Here is a 24,283-nt window from a genome sequence, read left to right on the forward strand (position 1 = left end):
TACATAAATTAAAAAGGTGGAATGAATAATGGAAGAGACAAAAGCTAATGGGATCCAAATTGGGGATACCATCCTGATAAAAAATGGCACAAATAAAGGGAGCAAAGGAAAGGTCATTGTCATACGAGACAGTTCCGTTATTGTGGAACTTGGGAAGAATCCAAACACAGGGGAACCGATTCGTACTGTCATTAACCATAAAAATTACAAAACAGTATAAAAAAAGAAGGTACGAAATCCGTACCTTCTTTTTTGAATTCTATATTATTGTGCAAAAACGTGGTTTCCGATTGTTTTTGTTACAGTTCTTGTGCGAATCCATTCGTCACTTGTTTTATCAGGATTGAAGAAGTACAACGAATTGTTTCCATCACCACGGAAGGCAATTGCTTCTTCTACAGCCTTGATCGCTTCTTCATCAGCTTTTTTGTTAATTTCTCCATTTTTCACTGGAGAGAACTGATACACACCACCAGGAGATGTTTCAGTTACCACTTCTTTGATCGTATCCGGAAAAATTTCACTATCTACGCGGTTTAGAACCACTGTTGCTACAGCTACTTTCCCTTCATATGGTTCACCCTTGGACTCAGCATGAACAAGACGTGCCAATAGATCTTTTTCTTCTTCAGATACTGCAGTTGGCAGTTTTAACGCTTCACCAGGGAAAATTAAATGATTGCCTTTATTATTGATGGATTGTACCTCTTTTACAGATACACCATACGTTTTACCAATATTCCAAAGGCTGTCGCCTGATTGAACTTTATATGTTTCTTCAGCCTGCGCACTGAATCCAGTACCAGAAATAAGTGCAACTGCTAAAGTTGAAATTGCAATAAGTTTTTTCATAAAATGAATTCCTCCTTGTGTTGTTTATAAGCAACTCTCGGACACTCTAATGTAAATGGTAACAAGTCCAAGGAATCATTTCACTGTATAAATGTTACCAACAGAACATAATTATTGTAGATATTGGCTTTATATCACAAAAACATGGAAATATATAGGTTAAAGATATGAAATAATATCTATAAATTCATAAATATAGAAAAGCAGCTAATGCCATCCATGACATTAGCCCATGTTTATTTTATGCAGTAGATTATGCATAGTTCAATATGAGGACGGGATATCAATGTTATCTCCTCATGCTCCTGCATAACCTGAAAGTAAGCAGTATCAATATCTGGTGAGGGGTTGATATCGGGTTCGCTTGTTTCTAATTCATCTAAGGAATAAGACATTAGGGAGATAATTTGCAAACCACTGTCTTGTAGAACCGTTTTCCATCCCTCTAATGAGTAAATATTTGATAAACCATAGAATTCTTTCATTCTTTCTTCGGTGTCTTTAGGGAGAGAGTCTTTTTTCACCATTTCTAGGCCCAAAAAAGATCCTCCGCAATTTAATATGCGATGTATTTCTTTTAATGAAGAAAGAGTTTCCGTAAAAGACAGAACAGATTCTGCAAGTATATAATCGAAAGTGTTTGAAGCAAAATCTGTCTTTTCAATACTCCCCTGGATTGCCTGACATGTCAGGCCCATCTCGGTAAACCTAGTGTTTGCCTTTTCCACCATCAACGGGTGAGCATCCATCGTGGTGAGTAAAGCTCCTCTTTTATACAGATAGGCACTTGTTTGCCCAGTACCACAGCCAACTTCCAACAATTTTTTATCGTTGATGTCAATTTTCGTTATGAGCTCCTTAGTAAGCTCCAGCCCTCCAGGATGCGCACCTCCAATTCCGAATAACGCGAGCAGGTCTGTATAGTAGGATTTCTTCATATTAATCACCTCCTTTATTCATATGAGTAGAGGAGATGGAACGTTCAAAAAGGAACTGGCATTTATGCATAAGGTAAGATATGATTATGGGGATATAGAAGCAGGAGGTGCATAGAATGATACATGCAACATGGAAAGATCGTGCCACCGTAAAAATGGTCAAGTGCGTACATACGAATGCTGAAAAATATGTAGTTAACAATATGCTGACGGCTGGGAACACATATGAAGTGAAAAATGAAACAGAGGAATTCTACTTTGTTGTGGATAACAGCGGCCATATCGGAGGCTATTACAAGGATTATTTCGAAACAATCTAACAGGGAATTCAAAAAGCATGACATTCAACTGTCGTGCTTTTTTATATTTCAAAAAAAGGGTTAGAATGTAGTAAAAAGGGTATAAAAAATGGAGGAGTGAGCTCATGAAGAAAAGGATGATATTCTGCTATGCTCTAATTCTTATCTTTGCCAGCGGATGTATAGCTAAACAGGAACGAGAAACCAATACAAACACACCACCAGCTAAGGAAGTCACTAATTCCTTGGAGGCATCCGTTGAAACGGTTGCAGAAAACCTGGATGTGCCCTGGGCCATCACCAAACATAATGATACTTTTTATATAACAGAAAGAAAGGGAACCATCGCCAGAATCTCAAGTGGTAACATTTCGAGAGAGTCAGTTAAACTAAATAAAGCTGTTCTCCAGTACGGAGAAGGAGGTCTACTTGGGTTGGCGCTGCATCCGGATTTCGAGGAAAACAAGCTGGCCTATGCTTATCATACATACGGCACAACTGAGGATGTCAGAAATCGCTTAGTATTGTTAAAATACGCAAATGGTGCCTGGAAGGAAGAACGTGCACTATTGGAAGACATTCCAGGAGCAATCTACCATAATGGCGGAAGAATTGCCATTGGACCTGATAACATGCTTTACATTACAGTTGGGGATGCTACAACACCTGAGCAAGCACAGAATCCCTCAAGTCTGTCTGGAAGCATATTAAGAATGGAATTGGACGGATCGATTCCAGAGGATAACCCAATTCCAGATTCCTACGTTTATTCATACGGGCATCGCAACCCTCAAGGAATAGCGTGGAATAACACGGATGGCACACTATACGAATCAGAGCATGGCCCTTCTGCAAAAGATGAAATCAACATCATTGAAGCAGGAAATAACTATGGCTGGCCAATTATTACAGGATCAGACGAAAAAAATGGGATGCAGTCACCACTATTTCAGTCGGGGGATAGAACATGGGCCCCTTCCGGCATGGTTTATTTTGAAGGGTCTCTATTCGTTGCAAGCCTAAGGGGAGAAATGATCCGCCAATTTGAACTGGAGAGTAAAAAGGAATATCCACTTGTTGAGAATTTCGGTAGAGTTAGGGATGTTCTATTGGATGGAGAAACTTTATATGCAGTAACTAACAATACTGATGGTAGAGGAAATCCGATCCCAACCGATGATCGACTTATAAAAATACCGCTGAAAAGAGAAAACTGATACCACATAGAATTTTTATAATATGAAAGTGGAGAGGGAAATAATGATGCCAAATAATATAGATATGTTTAAAGACCTGAATGTATTGAGACTTTTGGACAGTATAGGGGAAAGTCTTATTTTTGCAGATGAAAACCAATATATACGATGGATGAATAGTTCTGCCAAAGAGCTTTTAGTCAAGATTGGGCCATATGTAAAGATACATGACCCCGAGGAATTTATAGGAGTAAATCTCTCCATGTTTCACGGTCCGAGGCAGGATGGAATATTTGCAGGTGAAACGTTCCCCCATACAGCGCAAATAAAACTGTTCAACCGCTTTTCTGCTAAGATCGTAGTGGATCGAATATTTAGCGAAACGGGAGAATTCACCGGGTATATATTAACATGGAAGGACGTTTCGGATTATCAACAGGAACTGGAAGGCCAGCAGAATATGTTGAAAAGCCTCTATACGCCTATTATTGGCACTGCCATTGATTCAGTATTACTCGTTGCGTTGACTGGTTTATTGACTGAGGAAAGAATGCAATACACGAAGGATGCCATCCTGATTGCATGTGCGGATAAAAAGGCGGAATACGTCATATTTGATTTTACAGGGATCGTTGATGATATTGACGAAGTGGTGGTATTTCACCTGGATCAAATAGCGGATGCGTTAAGGTTAATGGGCTCTGAGGCAATATTTGTCGGACTTAATGCACAATTTGTCCAGCAGATGATCAGAAAAGGGTTGAAGGTGCGGGTAAAAACTTGTCAGTCCTTCAAGCAGGGAATCCAATATGTATGGACAAAAATGGGATACAAACTCGTAAAAATTTAATAAAAGCTTACAAAAATAGGCTTGAAGGATAACAGGCCTATTTTTTTATGATTTATTAAGGAAAATTGAGGAAATGTAGTATATACATGAATGTAGGGGAAGCTTTGTGATCAGGTTGATAAAAAAATATAAAATTTCGTTTATCATTGGATTTATTGTTCTTATTGTCATTGGCACGAGTATCTATCATAGCTACAAACCATTACCGGAGAACGTTTCTTTTGAAGGGGAAGAGCATCTTGTATCTGACGTGGAGTTTCTATACGATTTGACCTATAAAAAAAATGATAAGGTCGTAACGGAACATGTGATATTCGACAGGATATTCAAGGTAATCGAAGAAGCGGAGGAATTTGTGGTTATCGATATGTTTCTATTTAACGGTTACAATGATGGAGAGAGAGATTTTCCGCCTTTAAGTGATAACTTAATGAAGACGCTTCTTGACAAGAAGAAGAACAATCCTGATATGGAAATGGTTTTTATAACGGACGAAATCAATACCACATATGGCTCCCATGAAGCGGAAGAGCTGATGATGCTCGAGGAAAGTGGAATAAAAGTAGTGAAAACAAATTTGGATGTGCTTCGCGATTCAAATCCACTTTATTCAGGGGTATGGAGAGTGTTTTTTCAATGGTTCGGACAAGGTGGATCTGGATGGATCAAGAACCCAATGTCTAAAAATGCACCAGAAACAACGGTTCGCTCCTATCTGAAGCTGCTTAATGTAAAAGCAAATCACCGTAAAGTTGTCATTACGGATAAGACAGCAATCATTTCATCTGCGAATCCGCATGATGCAAGTGGCTACCATTCCAATACGGCATTTGAAGTCTCAGGTCCCATCATAGGTGATCTTCTCAAAACTGAGCAGGCTGTACTTGATTTCTCCGAGGGGGGAGAGTTGCCAACCTATCATAATAAAGCGGACCACCAAGTTGATGAAAATAAAAATATTGCTGTGCAATTGCTGACAGAAGGGAAAATCCTGAAACATATCGTAGAAGAAATTAATCAGACAGAAAAAGGGGAAGAAATTTGGGTGGGAATGTTCTATCTCGCCGAAAGAAAAGTAGTGGATGAGCTTATTTCGGCTTCCCAAAGAGGGGTTTCCATCAAGATGGTACTTGATCCGAATGAACATGCTTTTGGTCAACAAAAAATTGGAATGCCAAATAGACCGGTAGCTGCTGAGATGATAGAGGAAGGGAAAGGGAATATCGAAATAAAATGGTTTAATACCGGCGGGGAACAGTATCACCCGAAAATGATTTATTACAAACGTCCTGAAGGATCTACCATCATTGGAGGTTCTGCAAACTTTACAAGAAGGAATTTGTTTGATCTTAATCTGGAAACGGATATAAAAATCGTGGCACAGAATAATGAGGATATTATGACAGAAATGGATAGCTATTTCCAAAGATTATGGAATAACGAAGATGCTGAGTTCACACTTCCTTTGGAAAAATATCAGGATGAAACTACTCCTATCAAAAAAGTATTATATCGAATACAGAAGTTTTTCAGGTTTACAACCTATTAATAAGCAAAATAAAACAAGCAGGGATCCTGCTTGTTTTATTTTATTGGTAGCACATATAGCAGAACAAAAAAGAAGTGAAGCACTGTCCCAGCAAGCACAAAAATATGCCAAACAGCATGATGATATGGGAATGCCCGCCACATATAGAAAATGGCTCCGACACTATATACGACTCCGCCAGTTACTAAGAAGGCGATTCCAGTTATCCCGACCTTAGCCGTAATCTCACTCCACCCAAAGATAGCCAGCCAACCCATCAAAATATAGAGAACTGTGGATGCAAAAAGAAATCTGCGGACAAAGAATACTTTGAAAATCGTGCCTGCCAAAGCAAGCGACCAAACGACTCCGAAGAGGGTCCATCCTAAGACACCATCCATGATAATCAATGTTATCGGTGTATAACTCCCTGCTATAAAGAAATAGATGGAAGAGTGGTCCAGGATTTCGAAGACATTTTTCGCCATCCCTTGAGGCAATGCATGCAATAGTGTAGATGCGATATACAGCATCAGCATGGTCACACCATATATAATAAAGGTAAGAACATGAAGATGTGTTCCATTAATTGCCGAAAATACGATAAGAAGAACCAATGCAGCTGCGCTAACTAATATTCCGATACCATGTGTAATGGAATTGGCAATTTCCTCTCCCTTTGAAAAGGTATGTGTTTGTGCCATATTTATCCCCGCGCTTTCTCAATTTAATGAACTAAAAACTTAATTCCATCATATCAGGAAATTAATTTTAGTTCCATTGAAAAGAAAAAAGCACGAGAGGTTATGACCTTCCCATGCTTTTTGACTTATAAAAGTGAATCTTCATTCACTTTTACTTTTCTTAATTTAATGAATCGTATTGTATGGAGAACTACCACTTTTGATATGGCATATGTCGGTACTGCGAGTAATAATCCTAACAGGCCAGCAAACTTACTCGCCACAAGCAATAACAAGATGATAGTCAAAGGGTGTACATCCAGTTTCTTTCCCATAACCTGTGGAGAAACAAGATTACTCTCAAGCTGTTGGACGATGATAACCACAATCAATACCCAAAGAGCCATGATCGGTTCATCAAAAAATGCTACGACAATACTAGGGATGGTCCCAATGAAAGGACCTATAAATGGAATGACATTGGTAAACATAGCGATCAGAGCCAAAACAAGAGAATACTCCAGGCCAATGATCAAAAATCCAATATAAATGAGGACACCAACGAATATACTGACAATAATTTGTCCTTGAATATAGGAGCTGATGGCAGTATCCATGTCCTTTAAAACATCACGGCCTTCACGTTCATGCTGTCTAGGGATGAATTTGATTATCTGATCTGGAAGACTGTTTCCATCCTTCAACATGTAGAAGAGGACAAACGGGATGATGACAAGTAGTACGATAAATCCAGTTATGGCGCTTATGACATTAATCACATTTGATCCAAAAGCAGTCAAATAAGCGTTCAGGTTATCTGCAATTTTGCCGGAGATTTCCTCAAGGGAGAAACGCTCGTCCTGCTGGAATCTTGCTATATATTCATTTTCCTGAAGTTCTGCAGTAAAATCACGGATATCATTAACAATGTTAGGTGTATTCTTCACTAAGCTGTTAACCTGCTGCTGAAGGGTTGGACCGATCAGGAATAGCAAAAGTGTGATCAATCCGATAAACATTAAGTAAATGCTCAAGATTGCCAAACCTCTTGGAACATAGCGAGCTACGAGATTAACTAGAGGACGCAGAAGATAATACATCACTCCTGCCAATATGATTGGCGCAAACAACGTTTTGATCATGATTGTAATCGGGATGAAAATGAAATTGACAAGGGAAAGCAAATAAATAATCAATAAAATGACAATCAGCCCATAGCCGATTCGAAACCACTTGGATTGTGGCACTGTCTACACCTCTTTTTCGTAAAATTTAATGAGCTGTTGGAAGCCGGTGTTGAATTCCGCTCTAGACAAAGGAATCAATGAAAAACATTCACTCATTTTCTACGATTTAGTCTTTGATAAGGTTTCAGTTATTTAGAAAAAAGCCTTCCGGAAAGAAGACTTTTTCTAGATTATGCGTATAAATCTGCTAATTGTTTTTGGACAGTTGGATCTTCTAGGTACTCATCGTATGTCATTTGCTTATCGACGATTCCGTTTGGTGTAATCTCAATGATACGGTTTGCAATCGTTTCGATAAACTGATGATCATGGGAAGTGAAAATCATGGACCCTTTGAAACTGATCAGTCCGTTATTCAAAGCAGTGATGGATTCCAAGTCCAGATGGTTTGTAGGATCATCCAATAATAGGACATTCGATCCGCTCAGCATCATTTTGGAAAGCATGCAACGTACCTTTTCTCCTCCAGAAAGGACACTTGCTTTCTTTAAAACTTCTTCACCAGAAAATAGCATTCTTCCTAAGAAGCCACGCAAGAAGCTTTCCGTCTGGTCGTTAGGGGAGTATTCACGCAACCAGTCAACAAGATTTGCGTCCACACCTTCAAAGTATTCAGAGTTGTCTCTAGGGAAGTATGCTTGAGAAGTGGTGATACCCCATTTATACGTTCCGCTGTCCGGCTCCATTTCACCAGTCAAAATTTTCATTAATGTTGTATTGGCGATTTCGTTACCGCCAACCAGGGCGATTTTATCATCTTTATTCATAATGAAGCTGACGTTGTTTAACACAGTAACACCATCAATTGTTTTCGTTAATCCTTCGACGCGAAGCAGGTCGTTACCGATTTCCCGTTCAGGCGTAAAGTTAACGTATGGGTATTTTCTGGATGATGGTTTAATATCATCAATCGATATTTTATCTAGTAATTTTTTACGGGAAGTCGCTTGCTTCGATTTGGAAGCATTTGCACTGAATCGGGCGATGAATGCCTGAAGTTCCTTGATTTTTTCTTCTTTTTTGCGGTTGGCATCAGATGAAAGTCTGGATGCCAGCTGGCTTGATTCATACCAGAAATCATAGTTTCCAACATAGATCTGAATTTTGCTGTAGTCCAGATCGGCAATGTGTGTACACACTTTATTTAAGAAGTGACGGTCATGGGAAACCACAATAACTGTGTTCTCAAAGTTGATCAGGAATTCTTCCAGCCATTGGATCGCTTTCAAGTCCAAGTGGTTTGTAGGCTCATCGAGCAATAGAACATCCGGTTTACCGAATAGGGCTTGAGCAAGTAGAACTTTCACTTTCTCTCCACCTGTCAGTTCAGACATCTTCTTGTCATGAAGGTCAACCGAGATTCCTAGACCTTTAAGAAGGATGGCAGCTTCAGACTCTGCTTCCCAACCATTAAGTTCAGCGAATTCGCCTTCAAGTTCTGCAGCACGCATGCCGTCTTCATCAGAAAAGTCCTCTTTCATATAAATGGCGTCCTTTTCTTGCATTACTTGATACAGACGGGAATGCCCCATAATGACGACTTTCATTACTTCATGTTCTTCATATTCAAAGTGGTTCTGTTTAAGAATGGCCATACGTTCGCCTGGATTCATATGAACATCGCCAGTCTGTGCTTCTATTTCGCCAGATAGAATTTTCAAGAACGTGGATTTCCCTGCTCCATTTGCTCCAATAAGACCGTAGCAGTTGCCAGGAGTGAATTTTATATTAACATCTTCAAATAATTTTCGATCACCAAAACGTAGACTTATATTTGTAACTGTAAGCATGTATACTTTTCCTCCAAAATTAATGTCGTTGAAATTATACCATTAAATAGAGAGGTTGCAAAAGAATCATTTCATCTTTATGCAAAATAAAAAAGCTGGGAGAGACCCAGCTTTTTTAATATACATAGATATAGGCAATCATAGGAGGTACTTTTTGATTGGCATGGTGAGCGTGGTTGGTATGTGTGGTACAAACCAACTGATACACCCCCGGCTTATCAAATGTGGTGGTGATTAATGTTTCTTCGCCTTTTTTGACGACTCCGGATATGTCGGTTCCTTCAATGGAAAATGGATGCTCCGACCCGTTTACACCGAAAATGCTGATTGTAACTTCCTTACCTTTAGGAACAGTGAGGGTACCAGGATCAAAACGATAAGCTTCCATTTCAGATCCATCCGCTAAGGTCGTTTTAAATTCGGATGTAATCATATGATAAATATACTGATTATCCTGTGCTGGTTTACCTATTGTCGGGATGATGCCGACATTGACGATGTACCAGCCACCTAAAGCAATGATGAAGCATAGCAAAACCGAAATAATCCAACTCTTTTTAACAATAAAGAATCTCACTCAATAATTCACTCCCTTATAATGCATGTCTATCTATTAATAGTTATGCTCGGTAAGGGAAAGGGTTGTCTCTTTTTTATCATATTGGTCAATTTTTAGCCAAGCAGCATCATTCTGTTTGTATTCTGTACATACTAAGTTAATAGAAAAGTGAAAAGTGATATACAACCACCTGCAGTTGCATGGGGAAACCCTACATTATCAACGAAAGCTCCATATTCGGAAAAGTTGATGATGTATTTAACGGGCTTGCTTAGCAGTTTTGGCTAAACGAGTAATGCGTTGGGTACTTCATTCAGTATGATGTTTGATCTTCCAGCAAAAATGACATTAATCGCAAAGGATATTTTCGACTATGCAAAAGATGGCGGAAAGCTGATGATTAAAAATGGTTGGATGGAGGAGCCACTACCTACCATTGGAATAGAAAAGGATGTCCTCCGGAATTTTTCCGGAGACATCCTTTTACTTTTTAAGAAGGGAACACTTTGGATCTAGTAAGAAATCTTACACCTTCAGGACCTTCAAGTGAAAACATGCCTCCTCTGCCAGGGACGACATCTATAATTAACTGGGTGTGCTTCCAATATTCATATTGTTTTTTATTCATATAAAATGGGACACCACCAATTTCACCTAAACAGACATCAGAATCACCAATCAAAAATTCTTCCTTTGGATAACACATGGGAGAGCTGCCATCGCAACAACCTCCTGATTGATGAAAGAGTACAGGCCCATGCTTTGCTACTAACTTTTCTATTAGTTCTAGAGCAGGTTCTGTTGCTAATACTTTTTCCATCTTAAAAGAAACCTAATTTTTGGGGGCTGTAACTAACCAACATATTTTTTGTCTGTTGGTAATGAGACAACATCATTTTATGATTCTCACGCCCAATGCCACTCATTTTGTACCCACCAAAAGCAGCGTTTGCAGGGTAGGCATGGTAGCAGTTTGTCCATACTCGTCCAGCTTCAATCTGTCTTCCAAAACGATAGGCAGTGTTAACATCACGAGTCCAGACACCTGCACCAAGGCCGTATAAAGAATTATTGGCAATTTCCAATGCTTCTTCCTTGGTTTTAAAGGTAGTAACAGAAACAACCGGACCAAAGATCTCTTCCTGGAAAATTCGCATTTTATTATTGCCTTTAAAGACAGTAGGTTTAACGTAATAGCCACCAGCAAGATCTCCTTCAAGCGTATTGCGTTCACCACCAGCTAGCAATTCTGCTCCTTCTTCTTTTCCAATCTCCAAATAGGATAGGATCTTTTCCAATTGCTCGGACGATGCCTGTGCTCCGATCATGGTTTCGGTATCAAGTGGGTTTCCTTGTTTAATCTGGGCAACTCTTTCCAATGCCCGTTCCATGAATTTATCGTATATGGATTCGTGGATTAGTGCTCGGGAAGGGCATGTACAAACCTCGCCTTGATTAAGAGCGAACATCACGAAGCCTTCGATAGCCTTATCAAAGAAGTCGTCATCGGCTGCAAGAACATCTTCAAAGAAGATGTTTGGTGATTTTCCACCAAGCTCGAGTGTAACGGGAATGATGTTTTGGGAAGCGTATTGCATGATGAGTCTCCCGGTGGTGGTTTCACCGGTAAATGCTATTTTTGCAATTCGGTCACTGGATGCAAGTGGCTTTCCTGCTTCCACACCAAAGCCGTTCACAACATTCAATACCCCAGGAGGGAGAAGGTCAAGTATTAGTTCAGTAAGTACCATAATTGATGCAGGAGTCTGCTCAGCTGGCTTTAGGACAACACAATTTCCTGCAGCTAGGGCAGGGGCAAGCTTCCATGTAGCCATCAGGAGCGGAAAGTTCCATGGGATGATCTGTCCAACAACACCTAGCGGCTCTTGGAAATGATAGGCGATGGTATCATTGTCGATTTCACCAAGTGAGCCTTCCTGGGCACGTATGCAACCTGCAAAATATCGGAAATGGTCTATGGCCAGCGGAAGGTCGGCAGCCAATGTTTCCCTGACAGGTTTCCCATTTTCCCACGTTTCAGCAACAGCAAGCATTTCCAGGTTCTCTTCCATTCTATCTGCTATTCTATTCAGGATATTTGCTCTTTCTGCGACAGAGGTTTGACCCCAAGCTTTTTTTGCCTTGTGAGCGGCATCCAGTGCCAATTCAATATCTTCTGAGGTGGATCTGGCCACTTCGCAAAAAACCTGTCCAGTAATCGGAGTGGTATTTTCAAAATAATCACCCTTAACTGGAGCAACCCACTCTCCACCAATGAAATTGTCATAGCGGTTCTTGTAGGATACCTTTGAATCTTTTTCACCAGGATTAGCGTAAATCATTGAAAATTCCCCCTAAATAGATACTAATAGGCAACCAACTATGTAAGCGGATACAAAAACTGTTAAGATGAGTTGTTAGACAACCTATTGTAAGGTAAATTTTAAACATTCTGAACTTAAAAATCAAGCAATACGGTGTTTTATCATGATAGAATAAGAGAATACTAAGAATTAAGATTAATAGGGGGAAACTTGTGAGCCAAATTGATAAGGCATTAGCCATAGCTGCCATTGCGCATCGGAATCAGGTAAGAAAAGGAACAGATATACCATATTTGGTGCACCCGGTCAGAGTAGGAATGATCCTGCAGGAGTACGGGTGCTCAGAGGATGTGATTTGTGCTGGAATACTCCATGATACAGTGGAGGACACAGACATGACTCTTTCCATTCTTTCGTTGGAATTCAACGACAACGTAGCCAGGATAGTAGAGAGCTGTTCGGAACCGAACAAGGATGCTCCATGGGAAGAGCGGAAACAGCATACCATTGCTCAAATTAAGAAGGTGGATATGGAAATCGGTCATGTAATTTGTGCCGATAAATTACATAATCTGAAATCTATCATTGAAGATAAAAAACTGATCGGGGACTCAATATGGTCCCGGTTCAATAGGGGGGCAGAAAAACAGGAGTGGTACTACAAAGGGATTATTGAAAGTTTCAAAATGAATGAAACGATGAGGAACAGCAAAATTTTGTCTGATTTATCCAAGACGGTCAACGAACTATTCGCGCAAGCTGAAAGTTGAACACTTCCTTTATTTTAGCTAGTATAGTGGTAGATCTTCTCCCACTTATTCTTCCTTTCCCACGAATAAAACCCAATCCATTGTATCTTCCAATTAACATTTGCAAAAGAGGTGCATTATGTACGAACAAGCTATAAAGCTACTTCAACATTATTACGGTTATCAGGATTTCAGGCCTGGACAAAAGAAAATCATCCAAAACATATTAGATAGGAAAAATACACTTGGTGTCATGCCAACCGGGGGAGGGAAATCCATTTGTTATCAGATTCCAGCCTTGCTTATGGATGGATTAACTATTGTCGTTTCTCCGCTGATCTCCCTAATGAAAGACCAGGTGGATACTCTAAACAGCATTGGAGTAAAGGCGACTTACATCAATAGTTCGCTTTCCTCTGGTGAAGTACAGCATCGTTTAAGGCTTATGGAACAAGGGGAAGTAAAGCTGGTCTATTTGGCACCGGAACGGCTGGATTCCTATGATTTTATGAGCGCTCTTCAACATACTCCCATTTCACTTGTAGCGGTGGATGAAGCCCATTGTATGTCACAGTGGGGACATGACTTCAGGCCGAGCTACAGGGAAGTGGGTACGTTCATACAAGGGCTCACAGGAAATCCGATTATTGCAGCATTCACTGCAACTGCTACGAAGGAAGTTATCCATGACATCAGTTCCATTTTGAACATTGATCCCGAGAATACCTTCGTGACGGGATTTTCAAGGGAAAACCTGACTTTTTCCGTTTTAAGGGGCACAAATAAAGAGTCGTTCCTGAAACAGTTTCTAAAAGCAAATAAAGAAGAAGCTGGTATTGTATATGCTTCCACAAGAAAAGAAGTGGATCATCTATTCAGTCTTTTAAGTGAAAAAGGCTTTGCGGTCGGGAAGTATCATGCGGGACTGACAGAAGATGAACGAAGACAGTTTCAGGAGGATTTTCTTTATGACCAGGTAAAAATCATGGTTGCCACCAATGCCTTTGGTATGGGCATCGATAAATCGAATGTCCGTTTTGTCATTCACTACAATATGCCTAAAACAGTGGAATCCTATTATCAGGAGGCGGGAAGGGCAGGACGTGATGGAGAACCGAGTGAATGTGTTCTTCTCTTCAATGCAAGAGATGTTCAGTTACAAAAATTTCTGATAGAAGAAAGTATCAGATCTCCCGAAAGAAAGCAACAGGAATACCAAAAGCTCCAATCTATGATGGATTACTGTTATACACAGCAGTGTCTGCAGAGCTATATTGTTAGATATTTTGGTGAGGACCCACAAGAAAACTGTGGTAAATGCAGCAACTGTTCAGATGAATATGTCGAGCAGGATATTTCGCTTGAGGCACAGAAGATATTTTCATGTATCCACCGGATGAATGAAAGGTTCGGTGCCACTCTTGTTGCAAAAGTGCTCAAGGGCTACAAGGATAAGCGAATCCAGCAATTCCGCTTCGAACAGTTGCCTACCTATGGACTGATGAGCAATTATACAGAAAAGGAACTTGTTGACTTGATTAATATCCTGATTGCAGAAGGATATTTGATTCTTACAGAAGGCCAATACCCTATAGTTAAACTAGGCTCGAGGGCTGTACCTGTTTTAAAAAACCAAGAGAAGGTCCTGTTGAAATTGAAGGAGACAGTGGAGAGAATCTCTGAAAACAGTGATTTATTTGAAGCCCTAAGAGCGCTTAGAAAGAAGGTTGCACAACAGGCAGAGATACCGCCTTATGTTGTATTTGCCGATAGTACACTGAGAGAAATGAGTAAATTCTATCCTCAGGATAAGGATGCGATGCTTGAGATTAAAGGGGTAGGAGAACAGAAATATGAGAAGTTTGGCAGGCTATTTGAAGAAGAAATAACCCGATTCGTAACAGAGAATGGCATCGAAATAAATAAATCGGCGAACGTGATGGAGTCTTCGCAACGCAAGCCATCATCAGTCGGTAGCCGAAATAAAACATCCTCAGGGGAACCTAGTCATCTTTTTACTTATAAGCTTTTCATGGAAGGGCTATCCATAAAAGAAATAGCAAAAGAAAGAAAGATGAGTGCCATCACCATTCAAAATCATCTTTTCAAATGTGCAGAAGAGGAAGACGTGGAAATAGATTGGGATACTTTCATTCCACGTGAATTTGAAGATGTAATCATCCAAGTGGTGGAAGAGGTTGGTTCCGAGAAACTGAAACCAATAAAAGAAGCACTGCCGGAAGAAGTGGATTATATGGCGATCAAGGCCGTCATGTTCAAGCATGGAATAAGTTGAATGGTCTTCATGGCTTCCTCAATGTTTTATCCCTCCCGTAGGGGGTATAAACATAGAATAATCATAAAACATTTTAATAGGAGGTTTATGTAAAATGAATAATCGTCCACTCAAGTCGTATCTATTATTAGGCGCAGGGCTAACAAGTGTGGGATTGATTGCATATAATCCGAGCAGGGAAAAATTAGTATCCATGACCAAAAAATCAAAAGCAGAATCGTCTCTTTTAACCATAAAAAATCAAATCTGCCAATTGAAAAGGCTGGAAATCCGGATCCAGAGGATATCGAGGACAACAAAATGGTAAGTGAAGGTGCGATGTACTCCGTAGATTACTATAATAAAAATGTTCAGGAATAGCCCAAAAAGATGCTGTCTGAAAAGTATATTTGCTGACTTTTCTGGCAGCACTTTGTTCGGTTTTTAGGGCTTGGTAGAAATATTGGACTGTATAACAGAAATATTGAGGTGTTTGGTAGAATAAATGCCCCAATTGCTAGTAAAAAAGAAGATTTTGGTAGAATTGTACCTTCGAGGAAGAAACATTGCAGGAATTTCTACCTTATTCTAACAGATTTGTACATCATTCTAACAGAAAGACTAAACATTCTAACAGATGTAACAATCATTCTAACAATTTTGGGCTTCATTCTAACAATATCCAAAATCATTCTAACAAATCTGCATCTATAATATTTAAAATATTTAAAAAAGAGGCTCCTAAAGTCATCCTTTATAGACTTTAGGGCCTCTTTTTAAGTGTTATATAGTTTAGCTTTTAAAAACCAAAGATGGCAAAAGCAACGCCGGCAACACCGATTAATGCAAGAATATATACTGGTTTGATCGGCATTTCACCGTTGTTTTCCATGGCTTTACCAAACATGTAAAATACCAATGGGTGAACCAGGAATGGCATGGAGAAGATGAAAGGAATCAGGGCAGAAGCTTCAGTACCAAACATTCCTCCTTGTATGGCTGCAAACAGGCCAAAGTGAGAAATGGCAGAAGATTGAGCCATTGCTGCATAATCAAGACTCATCGAGCTAAGGCTTAAAAGTGCGAGTCCGCCAAACACGGCACACATCTGCCAGCCAAATGAAAATTGCATCAAGGCTTTTACTTCTTTCTTGTCTTCCCCGGCTGATTTTCTCAAATTTATCAAGGAAAGAACAGTGAGTCCAATACCAACTGCAACAATCAATAGCGATGGCCAGATCCATAGACTTCCACGCTCTGCACTGATCGCCAAAACGGAAAATACGAAAATATGCCCGAAAAATGGGATGTTAATCATGATTGGCGCCCTTTTTGCAGCAGTGGAACCGAAATCACCTGCTGTGCAGGCTCCGGTCAAACCTGAATGAGATAAGGAACCAGCCATACCAGGTGCTAAGTTACGTGCGTGAGCTGTTTTGGCAAAAAACATGACAAGTGCTATTCCGCCAAACATCCAAAACAGCTGGCCGAAAAAACCGTATGCCAATACCGCGTTCATTCCAGAAATTGAAAAAGCATCACCGATTCTCGAGCCACCAACCATGAAGTTTGCAGCGAGTACTACTGGAATACCGGCATATAGCAAAGCTCGGACAGTAGGACCAAATGTCCAATTATACAAAATTGCCCCCAAAGCAGCAGAAATCATCATGGCAAAGAATATCTGCGGAAGTGCAATGATAGGTTTTACTAGAGTAGCAATATGAAAGGAAAGCACCAATACGAGAACGATGCTCCCCATTTCAAGAAGCCCTTTACGAATATACTGATGTTTGTTATTAATCTTTGCACGGTTATCGACAAAAAGAACTGCTCCAATGATACCGATATAGGCAATCAATGGATACGTGCTGCTGAAAATACTGTTATCATCATTGAGCAATAGTCGGGTCAATCCTTCGAGTCCGAATAGAAGGAAAAAAGCACGAATAATAAAAATGAATTGACTTCGATTTGTTCCAAGAATTGTTTCCTCATCAGACGGAGTGATGATATCCTCGGATTCTAAATCTTTATTTCCAAGAATTTTCCGAAGCTCCTGGCCGCCTACAAAGAATGAGACAATCAAAGCAATTATGGTCGTCCTTGCCATAAAGTCAACCAGTGGGAATTCCAAAAGTCCAGGTGTAGCAACTCCTGTGGAAACCAATAGGTAACCCATAGATAATCCTAAAATAACAATGATTAAGATCGGCGAAAAGCGTGTGCCTGCCACTGACATTCTTGATATCAAAACCACGGGAATCAAAAAGAGGAGAAGAAGCCAAAACTGGTTCATTAATTGCAGGTGTGTAATTTGTTCTAGTATTTGCATAATGATACTCCAATCGTTCTATAATAGATAAGTTTTTTTGACACAAAGGATTATCGTACAATACAACGGGTGGATAGTAAATGTATGTAAACGCAACCACGAAAAAGTTTAAAGATTAAGTTTATATTTTTTATCATAATTTTGTTATGTAAACTAAGTGAGAACAAATTCATTGTATCAACTATATAATTAGTGTAAAATTCCATCAAATACATAATTGCTTTTCAGAGAGGATGTTCATCTTATGACAAATGTAAAAACGGAATTGGCAACCTTTGCAGGAGGCTGTTTCTGGTGCATGGTAAAGCCTTTTGACGAAATGCCCGGTATTATCAGCGTGACTTCAGGCTATACGGGAGGAGATACTGTCAATCCTTCTTATGAAGATATTAAAAAAGGGGATACAGGTCACTATGAGGCTGTCCAGATTGAGTTTGAACCTGAGCTGTTTCCATATAAAAGATTACTGGAGCTATACTGGCCACAAATTGACCCAACCGATGACGAAGGACAATTCTTTGATAGAGGAAGCCAGTACAGAACCGCAGTTTTCTATCATAATGATGAACAAAGAGAGCTCGCGGAAAATTCCAAAAAAGAGCTTGCTGCAAGCGGGCGATTTAAAAAGCCGATTGTAACCGAAATAATTCCAGCAGTCGATTTCTACCCTGCCGAAGACTATCATCAGGCCTTCTATAAAAAAAATCCGGAAAAATATAAACAGGAACGTGTGGAGTCCGGAAGAGATGCTCATATAAGTGAGCATTGGGGAGCAGAATATACTAAATAAGGAGGTCGAGTTTTTTCGGCCTCTATTTCGTTCAAAAAAGGAGTGATTGCAATGATCCACTTGTTTACACATAATGACTTGGACGGGGTTGGCTGTGGGATTCTGGCTAAAATAGCGTTTAAGGAAAAAGTAGATGTTCACTACAATTCGGTAGGGAGCTTGAATTATCAGGTTGCCAATTACCTTGAGCATGCCATTCCCAATGACACTATATACATAACGGACTTATCGGTCCATGAAGAAAATGCCAAAAAGCTGGATTCCCTTAACAAGGCAGGGGGCAAGATTCAGTTTATCGATCACCACAAAACGGCGCTCTTCCTAAATGAGTATGATTGGGGTTTTGTACAAGTTGAATATGAAGATGGACGCTTAACAAGTGCAACATCTCTGTTTTTTGAGTATCTCCAGAAACATCAGCTATTGGAAAGAACCGAAGCAATCCATGAGTTTGTGGAGCTCGTCCGACAATATGATACATGGGAATGGGACAGAAACCAAAATCTAAAAGCTAAAAGGTTAAATGATCTCCTATATATGATGTCAATTGAAGAATTTGAAGAAAGAATGCTTACAAAGCTCGCTGATTTAACGAATTTTCGGTTTGATGATCTTGAAGACCAGTTATTGAATATGGAAGAAAAAAAGATGGAAAAGTACCTGCGACGTAAAAAAAGAGAGCTTGTTCAAAAACAGGTTGGAAACCTATGGGCTGGCATCGTGTATGCAGAATCGTTTTTGTCGGAGCTAGGCAATGCACTGGGAAAAGATAATCCCCACCTTGATTATATTGCAATGATCAATATGGGAAGTAAAAGAATAAGCCTTCGAACGATCCATGATGATGTGGATGTGTCGGAGGTAGCTGGAAAATTTGAAGGAGGCGGCCATGCGAAGGCTTCAGGATGCAATCTAAATGAAGCGGCATATAAGCTGTATGTAGCAGAATCATTCCAATTGGATCCTTTGAAATCAGATGCAGACAAGAATGTATTCAATATCAAGGAATCTCCAAACGGGGTTCTGTATGAATCCAAGTCAAAGGGCATTCTATTCCTGATTCCAAGAGAAAATGGTTCATGGGAGATTGAGAATAATGAACAGTTGCTGGGGAAAAGCTTTCTGTCATTCCAGGATGCGGAAAAATACATTAAGAGAAACTTTGCTGCATGGCTGGTGAAGGATGAGGAATATGTGACGTTCCTCGTTGAAAATATCCGTCGCCTACGCAGCAATTAAAATGGAAGGGAGAGATTAACGTTGGCAATAAAACGTCTTGAGCATGTAGGAATAATGGTGAGGGATATCCAAAAATCCATCTCATTCTATACAGATACCCTTGGGCTAAAGTTGAAAGGGGAGCTGGACCATCCGAATGGGACAATAAAGCTGGCTTTTTTGGGCTTTGAGGTGGACGGAGAAACGGAAATTGAATTGATTGCGGGGTATAATGATGCATTGCCTGCAGAAGGCAAGGTACATCACATAGCTTTGACGGTGGATGATGTCGAGAAAGAATACCAGCGTCTGCAGAATCTGGATGTCAGATTCGTGGAAAATGAAATCACCACACTTCCCAATGGACCTAGATATATTTTCTTTGAAGGGCCTGACGGAGAACGGATCGAGCTTTTCGAGAAGAAGAACTGATTAACATGAAAAAGCAGGGGTCAATGGACTCCTGCTTTTTCATGTTATTTATGATTCTCTTCCTTCTTTTTTGAACTCTTAATCATATATGCATAGGTAAAACCAAGGCAAATCATACCCGAAATAGAGCATGCATAGCGTAGGAATGTCCACCAATCCATTTGCTCACCCCAACTAATTGATAGGCATAAGTTGCCACAAATACCGGATTAATATTCCATCTAATAGGTAATAAAGGATTCTAAAGTATTTGTAATTGGTGCACTTTTGGAGAACAAAACAGAAAAAAACATTGCGACTAGCCACCAAAAATGAACAAGTAAGAAAGTATGCAGCGCCTATAAAATTTGGGGTTGCACTATTATTTAAAAAATGGGTTTTTATTGATCGAATAGGAGGATATTAAATCATCTTCAGACCTCTAAATACGTATATTTGAGAATTAATGGCAAACAATAGAGATAATATTTGGATAAAAGGAAGGTACTTGAATGGGTGGATTTCGATCAAAAGTAAAAAAGATTATCTTCCAACAGGATATAGATACAGATTTTGTTAATCTACCTAATACTGGCCATTTGAATAGTAATACACAACCTTCTAATGAAAAAACAATTGCAGAACCTACTTTTACAAATACACTTACAGAATTAAGGGATTGTTTTGACCTTGTTCATCGTTCGTTTAATCAGGACGAAATTCACATTATTTATTTAAGCTCATTAGTAGATTCACAAACATTAGAGTGGGAAATACTTTCACCCTTAAGAGAAATGTCATTCAAGGATTTAGAAAAATCTTTTAAACAATCTCTGTTTAAACGTCAAAGTAATCTAGAAGATGTGATAAATGGAATATTAGATGGCAATGTTTCTATGTTCGCGGGAGAGAATACTTATTTAATAAATGTATCTGGAGTCGAGAAACGTTCCATTTCACAATCTGAAACAGAAACAGTAATAAATGGGCCTCATGATTCATTTAATGAGGCATTAAAAACGAACGTTTCGTTGATTAGAAGAAGAGTTAGAAGTTCTCGCTTAAAAATGATTGAGTTATCTGTTGGGGAAATTTCAAAAACAAAAGTTCTTTTAGTCTATATTGAGGGTATTGCAAAAATGGAATTTGTGAATCATATACAAGAAAGGATTCAATCAGTTAAAGTTGATTCCCTAACGGACTCCAATATTTTGATTCAAATAATTGATGATCATCAACTTTCACCATTTCCACAATTTTATACCACTGAAAGGCCAGATATAGCTGTGACAAAACTATACGCTGGAAAGATAATCGGACTTGTCGATGATAGTCCAAACATTTTTTGTACTCCTTCTAGTTTTGTTGATTTTTTTGAGTCACCAGATGACTATAATCAGCGTTGGATTATCGGAACAGGGGTTAGGATTCTTCGATACCTGGCTTTATTTATAACATTAATACTCACTGCTTTTTATGTTTCTATAACTACATATCATTACGAAATGATTCCACAATCCCTACTTCAAAGCATTATGCAGTCAAGAAGTAGAGTACCTTTTCCGCCTATCGTTGAAGCAATATTTTTAGAAATTGTAATTGAATTGCTAAGGGAGGCGGGTGCGAGACTGCCTACAAAAATTGGTCAAACAATTGGAATTGTAGGAGGTATTGTGATTGGCCAAGCAGCTGTTGAAGCAGGAATTACAAGTAATATCTTAATAATAGTTGTAGCTATATCGGCCATTGCTTCATTCATAGTCCCGAGTTATATTATGAGTGCTTCCATTAGAATCGTTCGGTTCCTATTTATTTTAGTGGCGGGATTTTTGGGCAATATTGGCATTTTTTTCGCCTTTGGAATATTAATCGTCCACTTAACTGGGCTAACAAATTTATCTTCACCTTATTTTATGCCGATTTCTCCTACCTTTTTCAAAGATTGGTTGGATAGTATTGTGAGAGGGCCTTTTTACAAAATAAGAAAGGGGCAACCAGCACAATCTTTGATGCAAAACGATAGTGAAAAAGAGAGGAATTAAAGGTGATAATATGAAGGAACGACTCCATCCACTTCAACTATCTATACTAATCATGATGATTCAAAATGGTCTCGTCTTGTATAGTTTACCTCGAATAACTGCCGAATACTTTGGAACTAATGGCTGGTTAAGTATTATTTTCATTTTCGTACTCGTTAATATTAATCTTATGATGATTGCAATAATTTATAAGCTGGGTAAAGGTAGGTCAATTTTTGAAATCATTGAGGCTTCAGTTCCCAAATGGGTAATGGTACCCATCTATTTGTTTATCATTTGTGTTTGGATTGGGATAGCAAGCATGATTATGAGTGAATATATCTTCATATTCAAATTGATGTTTCTTCCAGCTTTTCCTGACTCACTTTTAATCATTTTATTTACTTTGATTAGTTTTCAATTATTAAGAGGTGGAATCTACAAGATAGCAAAAGCAACTGTGGTTTTATTCTTCTTCGTGGAGCTGATGATTTTTTTAGTTTTTTATCTTTTTCCAGAATTTGATTTTGCACGTTTTACTACTTTCTTTTTTAAAGGAGAAACGGATTATTTCAAGGGTGCACTTCATCTTTATTCAGCTTTTTTGGGTATTGAAGTTTCCATACTTTTTTTCCCGATGGTTGAAAAAAAATGGACAAAGGCTCTTTTTATTGGGAATTTTATATCCACGGTAATCTATTTTATTATTCTCTTTTTAAGCTATGGCTTTTTTAGCTTCGATCAAATTTTAAATGATAAATACCCAGTTATGACATTGTTTGAATACACAGAAGTTCCTTTCCTTACACGTGCCGAAAATCTCTGCTTTTGCGTTTTTGCTTTCAAAGTATTATCAACAATTGTAATCTATTATTGGGGAGCTCAGCAAATTTTTGGAAATATTATTAAAAGTATTAAGCCTGATTTTTGGATTTTAATAATACTAGCAAGTGGTTTTATCCTCGCAATGGTCCCAGATACCTTGGTGGATGTCGAAATGTGGTTAAAGTGGCTGAGTTATTGTGCAATTGGTATAGCATGGGCATTACCTATCTTTGTGCTATGCATCCTTTTTTTTCAAATCCTTAAAAACCGTTTTAGTAGGGAGACAGATCATGCAAATTAAAATTACTGTATTGATCGCTATATGTATTTTGTTCTTAACAGGTTGTGGAACAAGTAATATTATTGAAGATTTAGGAATTATTCAATCTGTTGCCTTCGATATGTCTGAAAGTAAAGAAAATCCAATACAAACAACTGTGCTATTTCCCACTGTTTCTAAAGAAGGAACGTTTGATACTCAGACTCTAACTGCTAATGGAAAATCAACTCATGACACCTTCACCAAACTTCAATATTCAACAAATTTAAAACTAGTTAGAGGGCAGAATACGATTCTTTTTGGGGATGAACTTTCAAAAAATGGACTTATGAATGTTGTTGAGACGTTTGAAAGGGATCCAGAATTCGGAGCTAGAGTAAAATTTGCGATCGTGGAGGGAAAAGGAGAAGAACTTCTTAAAAAAAAGATACCCTCTGTTAAAGATAATGCTGAATACCTTTATACGTTCATCGAGAAATTAGGCAATCAAAATAAAGTGTTAAATACAAATAAATATCGTTTTTTAAGAGATTATTACGACGATGGTATCGATCCGGTTTTACCGGTTTTTTCATCTGAAGGCGAGAACATTGAGTTTAAAGGATTGGGTACTTTTAAAGGAGATCAATATGTTACACTCCTAGATTTAAGTGAAACACAGATCCTAAATTTATTAAGTGAAGACGTCAATGATGGCAAATTAATGATAAATATTAATGATGAAGAGTCAGGGGGGAATTTTCAGCTTTTTTTAAGTGGCATCAATTCCGAAAATGATAATAAAGTGGACACAAGAAATATGTCGGTCGAATTAATTCTAGATTTAAAAGGAAGCGTCCTTGAATACACAGGTGCAATGGATTTAAGTGAAGAAAAGTATCAAAGACAGCTGGAAAAACAGGTTGAACATTATTTAATAACAAATTCAAAAAAGTTGTTAATCAAATTACAAGAATATCAGACAGATCCTATTGGAATAGGAACGATTGTACGCAATAGAATATCATATGAAAAATGGAACAGGCTGAATTGGAATAAGACATACTCTAACTTGAATTTTAAAGTTAAAGTAAAAGTAGATCTGATTAATACAGGAAAATCAAAATGAAATTG

Annotated in this window: 24 protein-coding genes; 15 read left to right on the forward strand and 9 right to left on the reverse strand. The window is 38.7% G+C overall.

Annotation, left to right across the window (positions count from 1 at the left end):
* Positions 1–28 precede the first annotated feature (28 nt).
* Positions 29–220: a DUF2187 family protein gene (locus ABN702_RS08370; protein ID WP_417900244.1), complete on the forward strand. Its 192-nt coding sequence runs from the start codon at positions 29–31 to the stop codon at positions 218–220.
* A 44-nt stretch (positions 221–264) separates the two neighbouring features.
* Here the strand turns inward: ABN702_RS08370 and ABN702_RS08375 are convergent, their stop codons facing one another.
* Together ABN702_RS08375 and ABN702_RS08380 are read right to left on the reverse strand one after the other, a co-directional pair.
* Entirely contained in the window at positions 265–852 is a 588-nt protein-coding gene (locus tag ABN702_RS08375) for a cell wall hydrolase (RefSeq protein ID WP_417900245.1), read from the reverse strand.
* A gap of 236 nt (positions 853–1,088) precedes the next feature.
* Complete coding sequence (locus tag ABN702_RS08380; RefSeq protein WP_417900246.1) at positions 1,089–1,790, reverse strand: class I SAM-dependent methyltransferase; 702 nt, start codon at positions 1,788–1,790, stop codon at positions 1,089–1,091.
* 116 nt (positions 1,791–1,906) lie between these two features.
* Here ABN702_RS08380 and ABN702_RS08385 point away from each other — a divergent pair, with 116 nt between their 5' ends.
* The 4 genes from ABN702_RS08385 to ABN702_RS08400 all read left to right on the forward strand — a co-directional run bounded on the left by ABN702_RS08385 (position 1,907) and on the right by ABN702_RS08400 (position 5,684).
* The gene (locus ABN702_RS08385; protein WP_417900247.1) at positions 1,907–2,110 is read left to right on the forward strand and encodes a DUF6501 family protein; all 204 of its coding nucleotides are present in this window, start codon (positions 1,907–1,909) and stop codon (positions 2,108–2,110) included.
* 104 nt (positions 2,111–2,214) lie between these two features.
* On the forward strand, positions 2,215–3,306 hold the full coding sequence (locus ABN702_RS08390) for a PQQ-dependent sugar dehydrogenase (RefSeq protein ID WP_417900248.1): 1,092 nt from the start codon (positions 2,215–2,217) through the stop codon (positions 3,304–3,306).
* A 43-nt stretch (positions 3,307–3,349) separates the two neighbouring features.
* Positions 3,350–4,135 (forward strand): STAS domain-containing protein, encoded by a 786-nt coding sequence (locus tag ABN702_RS08395; RefSeq protein ID WP_417900249.1) that lies wholly within the window; start codon positions 3,350–3,352, stop codon positions 4,133–4,135.
* Positions 4,136–4,241: 106 nt separating this feature from the next.
* Positions 4,242–5,684, forward strand: coding sequence for a phospholipase D family protein (locus ABN702_RS08400; RefSeq protein ID WP_417900250.1), 1,443 nt, complete (start codon positions 4,242–4,244; stop codon positions 5,682–5,684).
* Between the two features lie 35 nt (positions 5,685–5,719).
* Here the strand turns inward: ABN702_RS08400 and trhA are convergent, their stop codons facing one another.
* The 4 genes from trhA to ABN702_RS08420 form a co-directional block, all read right to left on the reverse strand.
* A complete protein-coding gene (gene trhA, locus ABN702_RS08405; RefSeq protein WP_417900251.1) occupies positions 5,720–6,367 on the reverse strand; it encodes a PAQR family membrane homeostasis protein TrhA in 648 nt (215 codons plus the stop codon).
* 125 nt (positions 6,368–6,492) lie between these two features.
* Entirely contained in the window at positions 6,493–7,593 is a 1,101-nt protein-coding gene (locus ABN702_RS08410) for an AI-2E family transporter (protein WP_417900252.1), read from the reverse strand.
* A gap of 170 nt (positions 7,594–7,763) precedes the next feature.
* A complete protein-coding gene (locus ABN702_RS08415) occupies positions 7,764–9,383 on the reverse strand; it encodes an ABC-F family ATP-binding cassette domain-containing protein (RefSeq protein ID WP_417900253.1) in 1,620 nt (539 codons plus the stop codon).
* Positions 9,384–9,498: 115 nt separating this feature from the next.
* The gene (locus tag ABN702_RS08420; protein WP_417900254.1) at positions 9,499–9,960 is read right to left on the reverse strand and encodes a cupredoxin domain-containing protein; all 462 of its coding nucleotides are present in this window, start codon (positions 9,958–9,960) and stop codon (positions 9,499–9,501) included.
* A 282-nt stretch (positions 9,961–10,242) separates the two neighbouring features.
* Here ABN702_RS08420 and ABN702_RS08425 point away from each other — a divergent pair, with 282 nt between their 5' ends.
* Positions 10,243–10,458 (forward strand): hypothetical protein, encoded by a 216-nt coding sequence (locus ABN702_RS08425; RefSeq protein ID WP_417900255.1) that lies wholly within the window; start codon positions 10,243–10,245, stop codon positions 10,456–10,458.
* On the opposite strand, the gene ABN702_RS08430 is transcribed toward ABN702_RS08425, so the two are convergent.
* Positions 10,433–10,762 carry a DUF779 domain-containing protein gene (locus ABN702_RS08430; protein WP_417900256.1) on the reverse strand — a complete coding sequence of 110 codons (330 nt, stop codon included), beginning with the start codon at positions 10,760–10,762 and terminating at the stop codon, positions 10,433–10,435. The genes ABN702_RS08425 and ABN702_RS08430 overlap by 26 nt on opposite strands.
* A gap of 1 nt (position 10,763) precedes the next feature.
* A complete protein-coding gene (adh, locus tag ABN702_RS08435) occupies positions 10,764–12,284 on the reverse strand; it encodes an aldehyde dehydrogenase (RefSeq protein ID WP_417900257.1) in 1,521 nt (506 codons plus the stop codon).
* 194 nt (positions 12,285–12,478) lie between these two features.
* Between adh and ABN702_RS08440 the strand changes: the two genes are divergently transcribed.
* The 3 genes from ABN702_RS08440 (at position 12,479) to ABN702_RS08450 (ending at position 15,618) form a co-directional block, all read left to right on the forward strand.
* Positions 12,479–13,036 (forward strand): HD domain-containing protein, encoded by a 558-nt coding sequence (locus ABN702_RS08440; RefSeq protein WP_417900258.1) that lies wholly within the window; start codon positions 12,479–12,481, stop codon positions 13,034–13,036.
* Between the two features lie 118 nt (positions 13,037–13,154).
* Entirely contained in the window at positions 13,155–15,311 is a 2,157-nt protein-coding gene (gene recQ, locus ABN702_RS08445; protein ID WP_417900259.1) for a DNA helicase RecQ, read from the forward strand.
* 94 nt (positions 15,312–15,405) lie between these two features.
* Positions 15,406–15,618, forward strand: a complete 213-nt coding sequence (locus ABN702_RS08450) for a hypothetical protein (protein ID WP_417900260.1) — start codon at positions 15,406–15,408, stop codon at positions 15,616–15,618.
* A 471-nt stretch (positions 15,619–16,089) separates the two neighbouring features.
* Here ABN702_RS08450 and ABN702_RS08455 read toward each other — a convergent pair whose 3' ends face one another.
* The gene (locus ABN702_RS08455; RefSeq protein ID WP_417900261.1) at positions 16,090–17,625 is read right to left on the reverse strand and encodes a hypothetical protein; all 1,536 of its coding nucleotides are present in this window, start codon (positions 17,623–17,625) and stop codon (positions 16,090–16,092) included.
* A gap of 244 nt (positions 17,626–17,869) precedes the next feature.
* Between ABN702_RS08455 and msrA the strand changes: the two genes are divergently transcribed.
* The 6 genes from msrA (at position 17,870) to ABN702_RS08485 (ending at position 24,278) form a co-directional block, all read left to right on the forward strand.
* A complete protein-coding gene (gene msrA, locus ABN702_RS08460; RefSeq protein ID WP_417900262.1) occupies positions 17,870–18,415 on the forward strand; it encodes a peptide-methionine (S)-S-oxide reductase MsrA in 546 nt (181 codons plus the stop codon).
* 51 nt (positions 18,416–18,466) lie between these two features.
* Positions 18,467–19,654 carry a DHH family phosphoesterase gene (locus ABN702_RS08465; protein WP_417900263.1) on the forward strand — a complete coding sequence of 396 codons (1,188 nt, stop codon included), beginning with the start codon at positions 18,467–18,469 and terminating at the stop codon, positions 19,652–19,654.
* A gap of 21 nt (positions 19,655–19,675) precedes the next feature.
* Entirely contained in the window at positions 19,676–20,065 is a 390-nt protein-coding gene (locus ABN702_RS08470) for a VOC family protein (RefSeq protein WP_417900264.1), read from the forward strand.
* Positions 20,066–20,556: 491 nt separating this feature from the next.
* A complete protein-coding gene (locus ABN702_RS08475; RefSeq protein ID WP_417900265.1) occupies positions 20,557–22,086 on the forward strand; it encodes a spore germination protein in 1,530 nt (509 codons plus the stop codon).
* Entirely contained in the window at positions 22,067–23,191 is a 1,125-nt protein-coding gene (locus ABN702_RS08480; protein ID WP_417900266.1) for a GerAB/ArcD/ProY family transporter, read from the forward strand. Before ABN702_RS08475 ends, ABN702_RS08480 begins: the two co-directional genes overlap by 20 nt.
* Positions 23,181–24,278, forward strand: coding sequence for a Ger(x)C family spore germination protein (locus ABN702_RS08485; protein WP_417900267.1), 1,098 nt, complete (start codon positions 23,181–23,183; stop codon positions 24,276–24,278). The genes ABN702_RS08480 and ABN702_RS08485 overlap by 11 nt, the downstream gene beginning before the upstream one ends.
* Positions 24,279–24,283 lie beyond the last annotated feature (5 nt).

It is taken from the genome of Bacillus haimaensis (assembly GCF_048270625.1).
Classification (GTDB): domain Bacteria; phylum Bacillota; class Bacilli; order Bacillales; family Bacillaceae_I; genus Sutcliffiella_A; species Sutcliffiella_A haimaensis.

Coding starts and splice junctions, on each gene's coding strand:
- ABN702_RS08370 (WP_417900244.1), top strand. CDS start 29: ATGGAAGAGACAAAAGCTAATGGGATCCAAATTGGGGATACCATCCTG.
- ABN702_RS08375 (WP_417900245.1), bottom strand. CDS start 852: ATGAAAAAACTTATTGCAATTTCAACTTTAGCAGTTGCACTTATTTCT.
- ABN702_RS08380 (WP_417900246.1), bottom strand. CDS start 1,790: ATGAAGAAATCCTACTATACAGACCTGCTCGCGTTATTCGGAATTGGA.
- ABN702_RS08385 (WP_417900247.1), top strand. CDS start 1,907: ATGATACATGCAACATGGAAAGATCGTGCCACCGTAAAAATGGTCAAG.
- ABN702_RS08390 (WP_417900248.1), top strand. CDS start 2,215: ATGAAGAAAAGGATGATATTCTGCTATGCTCTAATTCTTATCTTTGCC.
- ABN702_RS08395 (WP_417900249.1), top strand. CDS start 3,350: ATGATGCCAAATAATATAGATATGTTTAAAGACCTGAATGTATTGAGA.
- trhA (WP_417900251.1), bottom strand. CDS start 6,367: ATGGCACAAACACATACCTTTTCAAAGGGAGAGGAAATTGCCAATTCC.
- ABN702_RS08415 (WP_417900253.1), bottom strand. CDS start 9,383: ATGCTTACAGTTACAAATATAAGTCTACGTTTTGGTGATCGAAAATTA.
- ABN702_RS08430 (WP_417900256.1), bottom strand. CDS start 10,762: ATGGAAAAAGTATTAGCAACAGAACCTGCTCTAGAACTAATAGAAAAG.
- adh (WP_417900257.1), bottom strand. CDS start 12,284: ATGATTTACGCTAATCCTGGTGAAAAAGATTCAAAGGTATCCTACAAG.
- recQ (WP_417900259.1), top strand. CDS start 13,155: ATGTACGAACAAGCTATAAAGCTACTTCAACATTATTACGGTTATCAG.
- ABN702_RS08450 (WP_417900260.1), top strand. CDS start 15,406: ATGAATAATCGTCCACTCAAGTCGTATCTATTATTAGGCGCAGGGCTA.
- ABN702_RS08455 (WP_417900261.1), bottom strand. CDS start 17,625: ATGCAAATACTAGAACAAATTACACACCTGCAATTAATGAACCAGTTT.
- msrA (WP_417900262.1), top strand. CDS start 17,870: ATGACAAATGTAAAAACGGAATTGGCAACCTTTGCAGGAGGCTGTTTC.
- ABN702_RS08465 (WP_417900263.1), top strand. CDS start 18,467: ATGATCCACTTGTTTACACATAATGACTTGGACGGGGTTGGCTGTGGG.
- ABN702_RS08475 (WP_417900265.1), top strand. CDS start 20,557: ATGGGTGGATTTCGATCAAAAGTAAAAAAGATTATCTTCCAACAGGAT.
- ABN702_RS08485 (WP_417900267.1), top strand. CDS start 23,181: ATGCAAATTAAAATTACTGTATTGATCGCTATATGTATTTTGTTCTTA.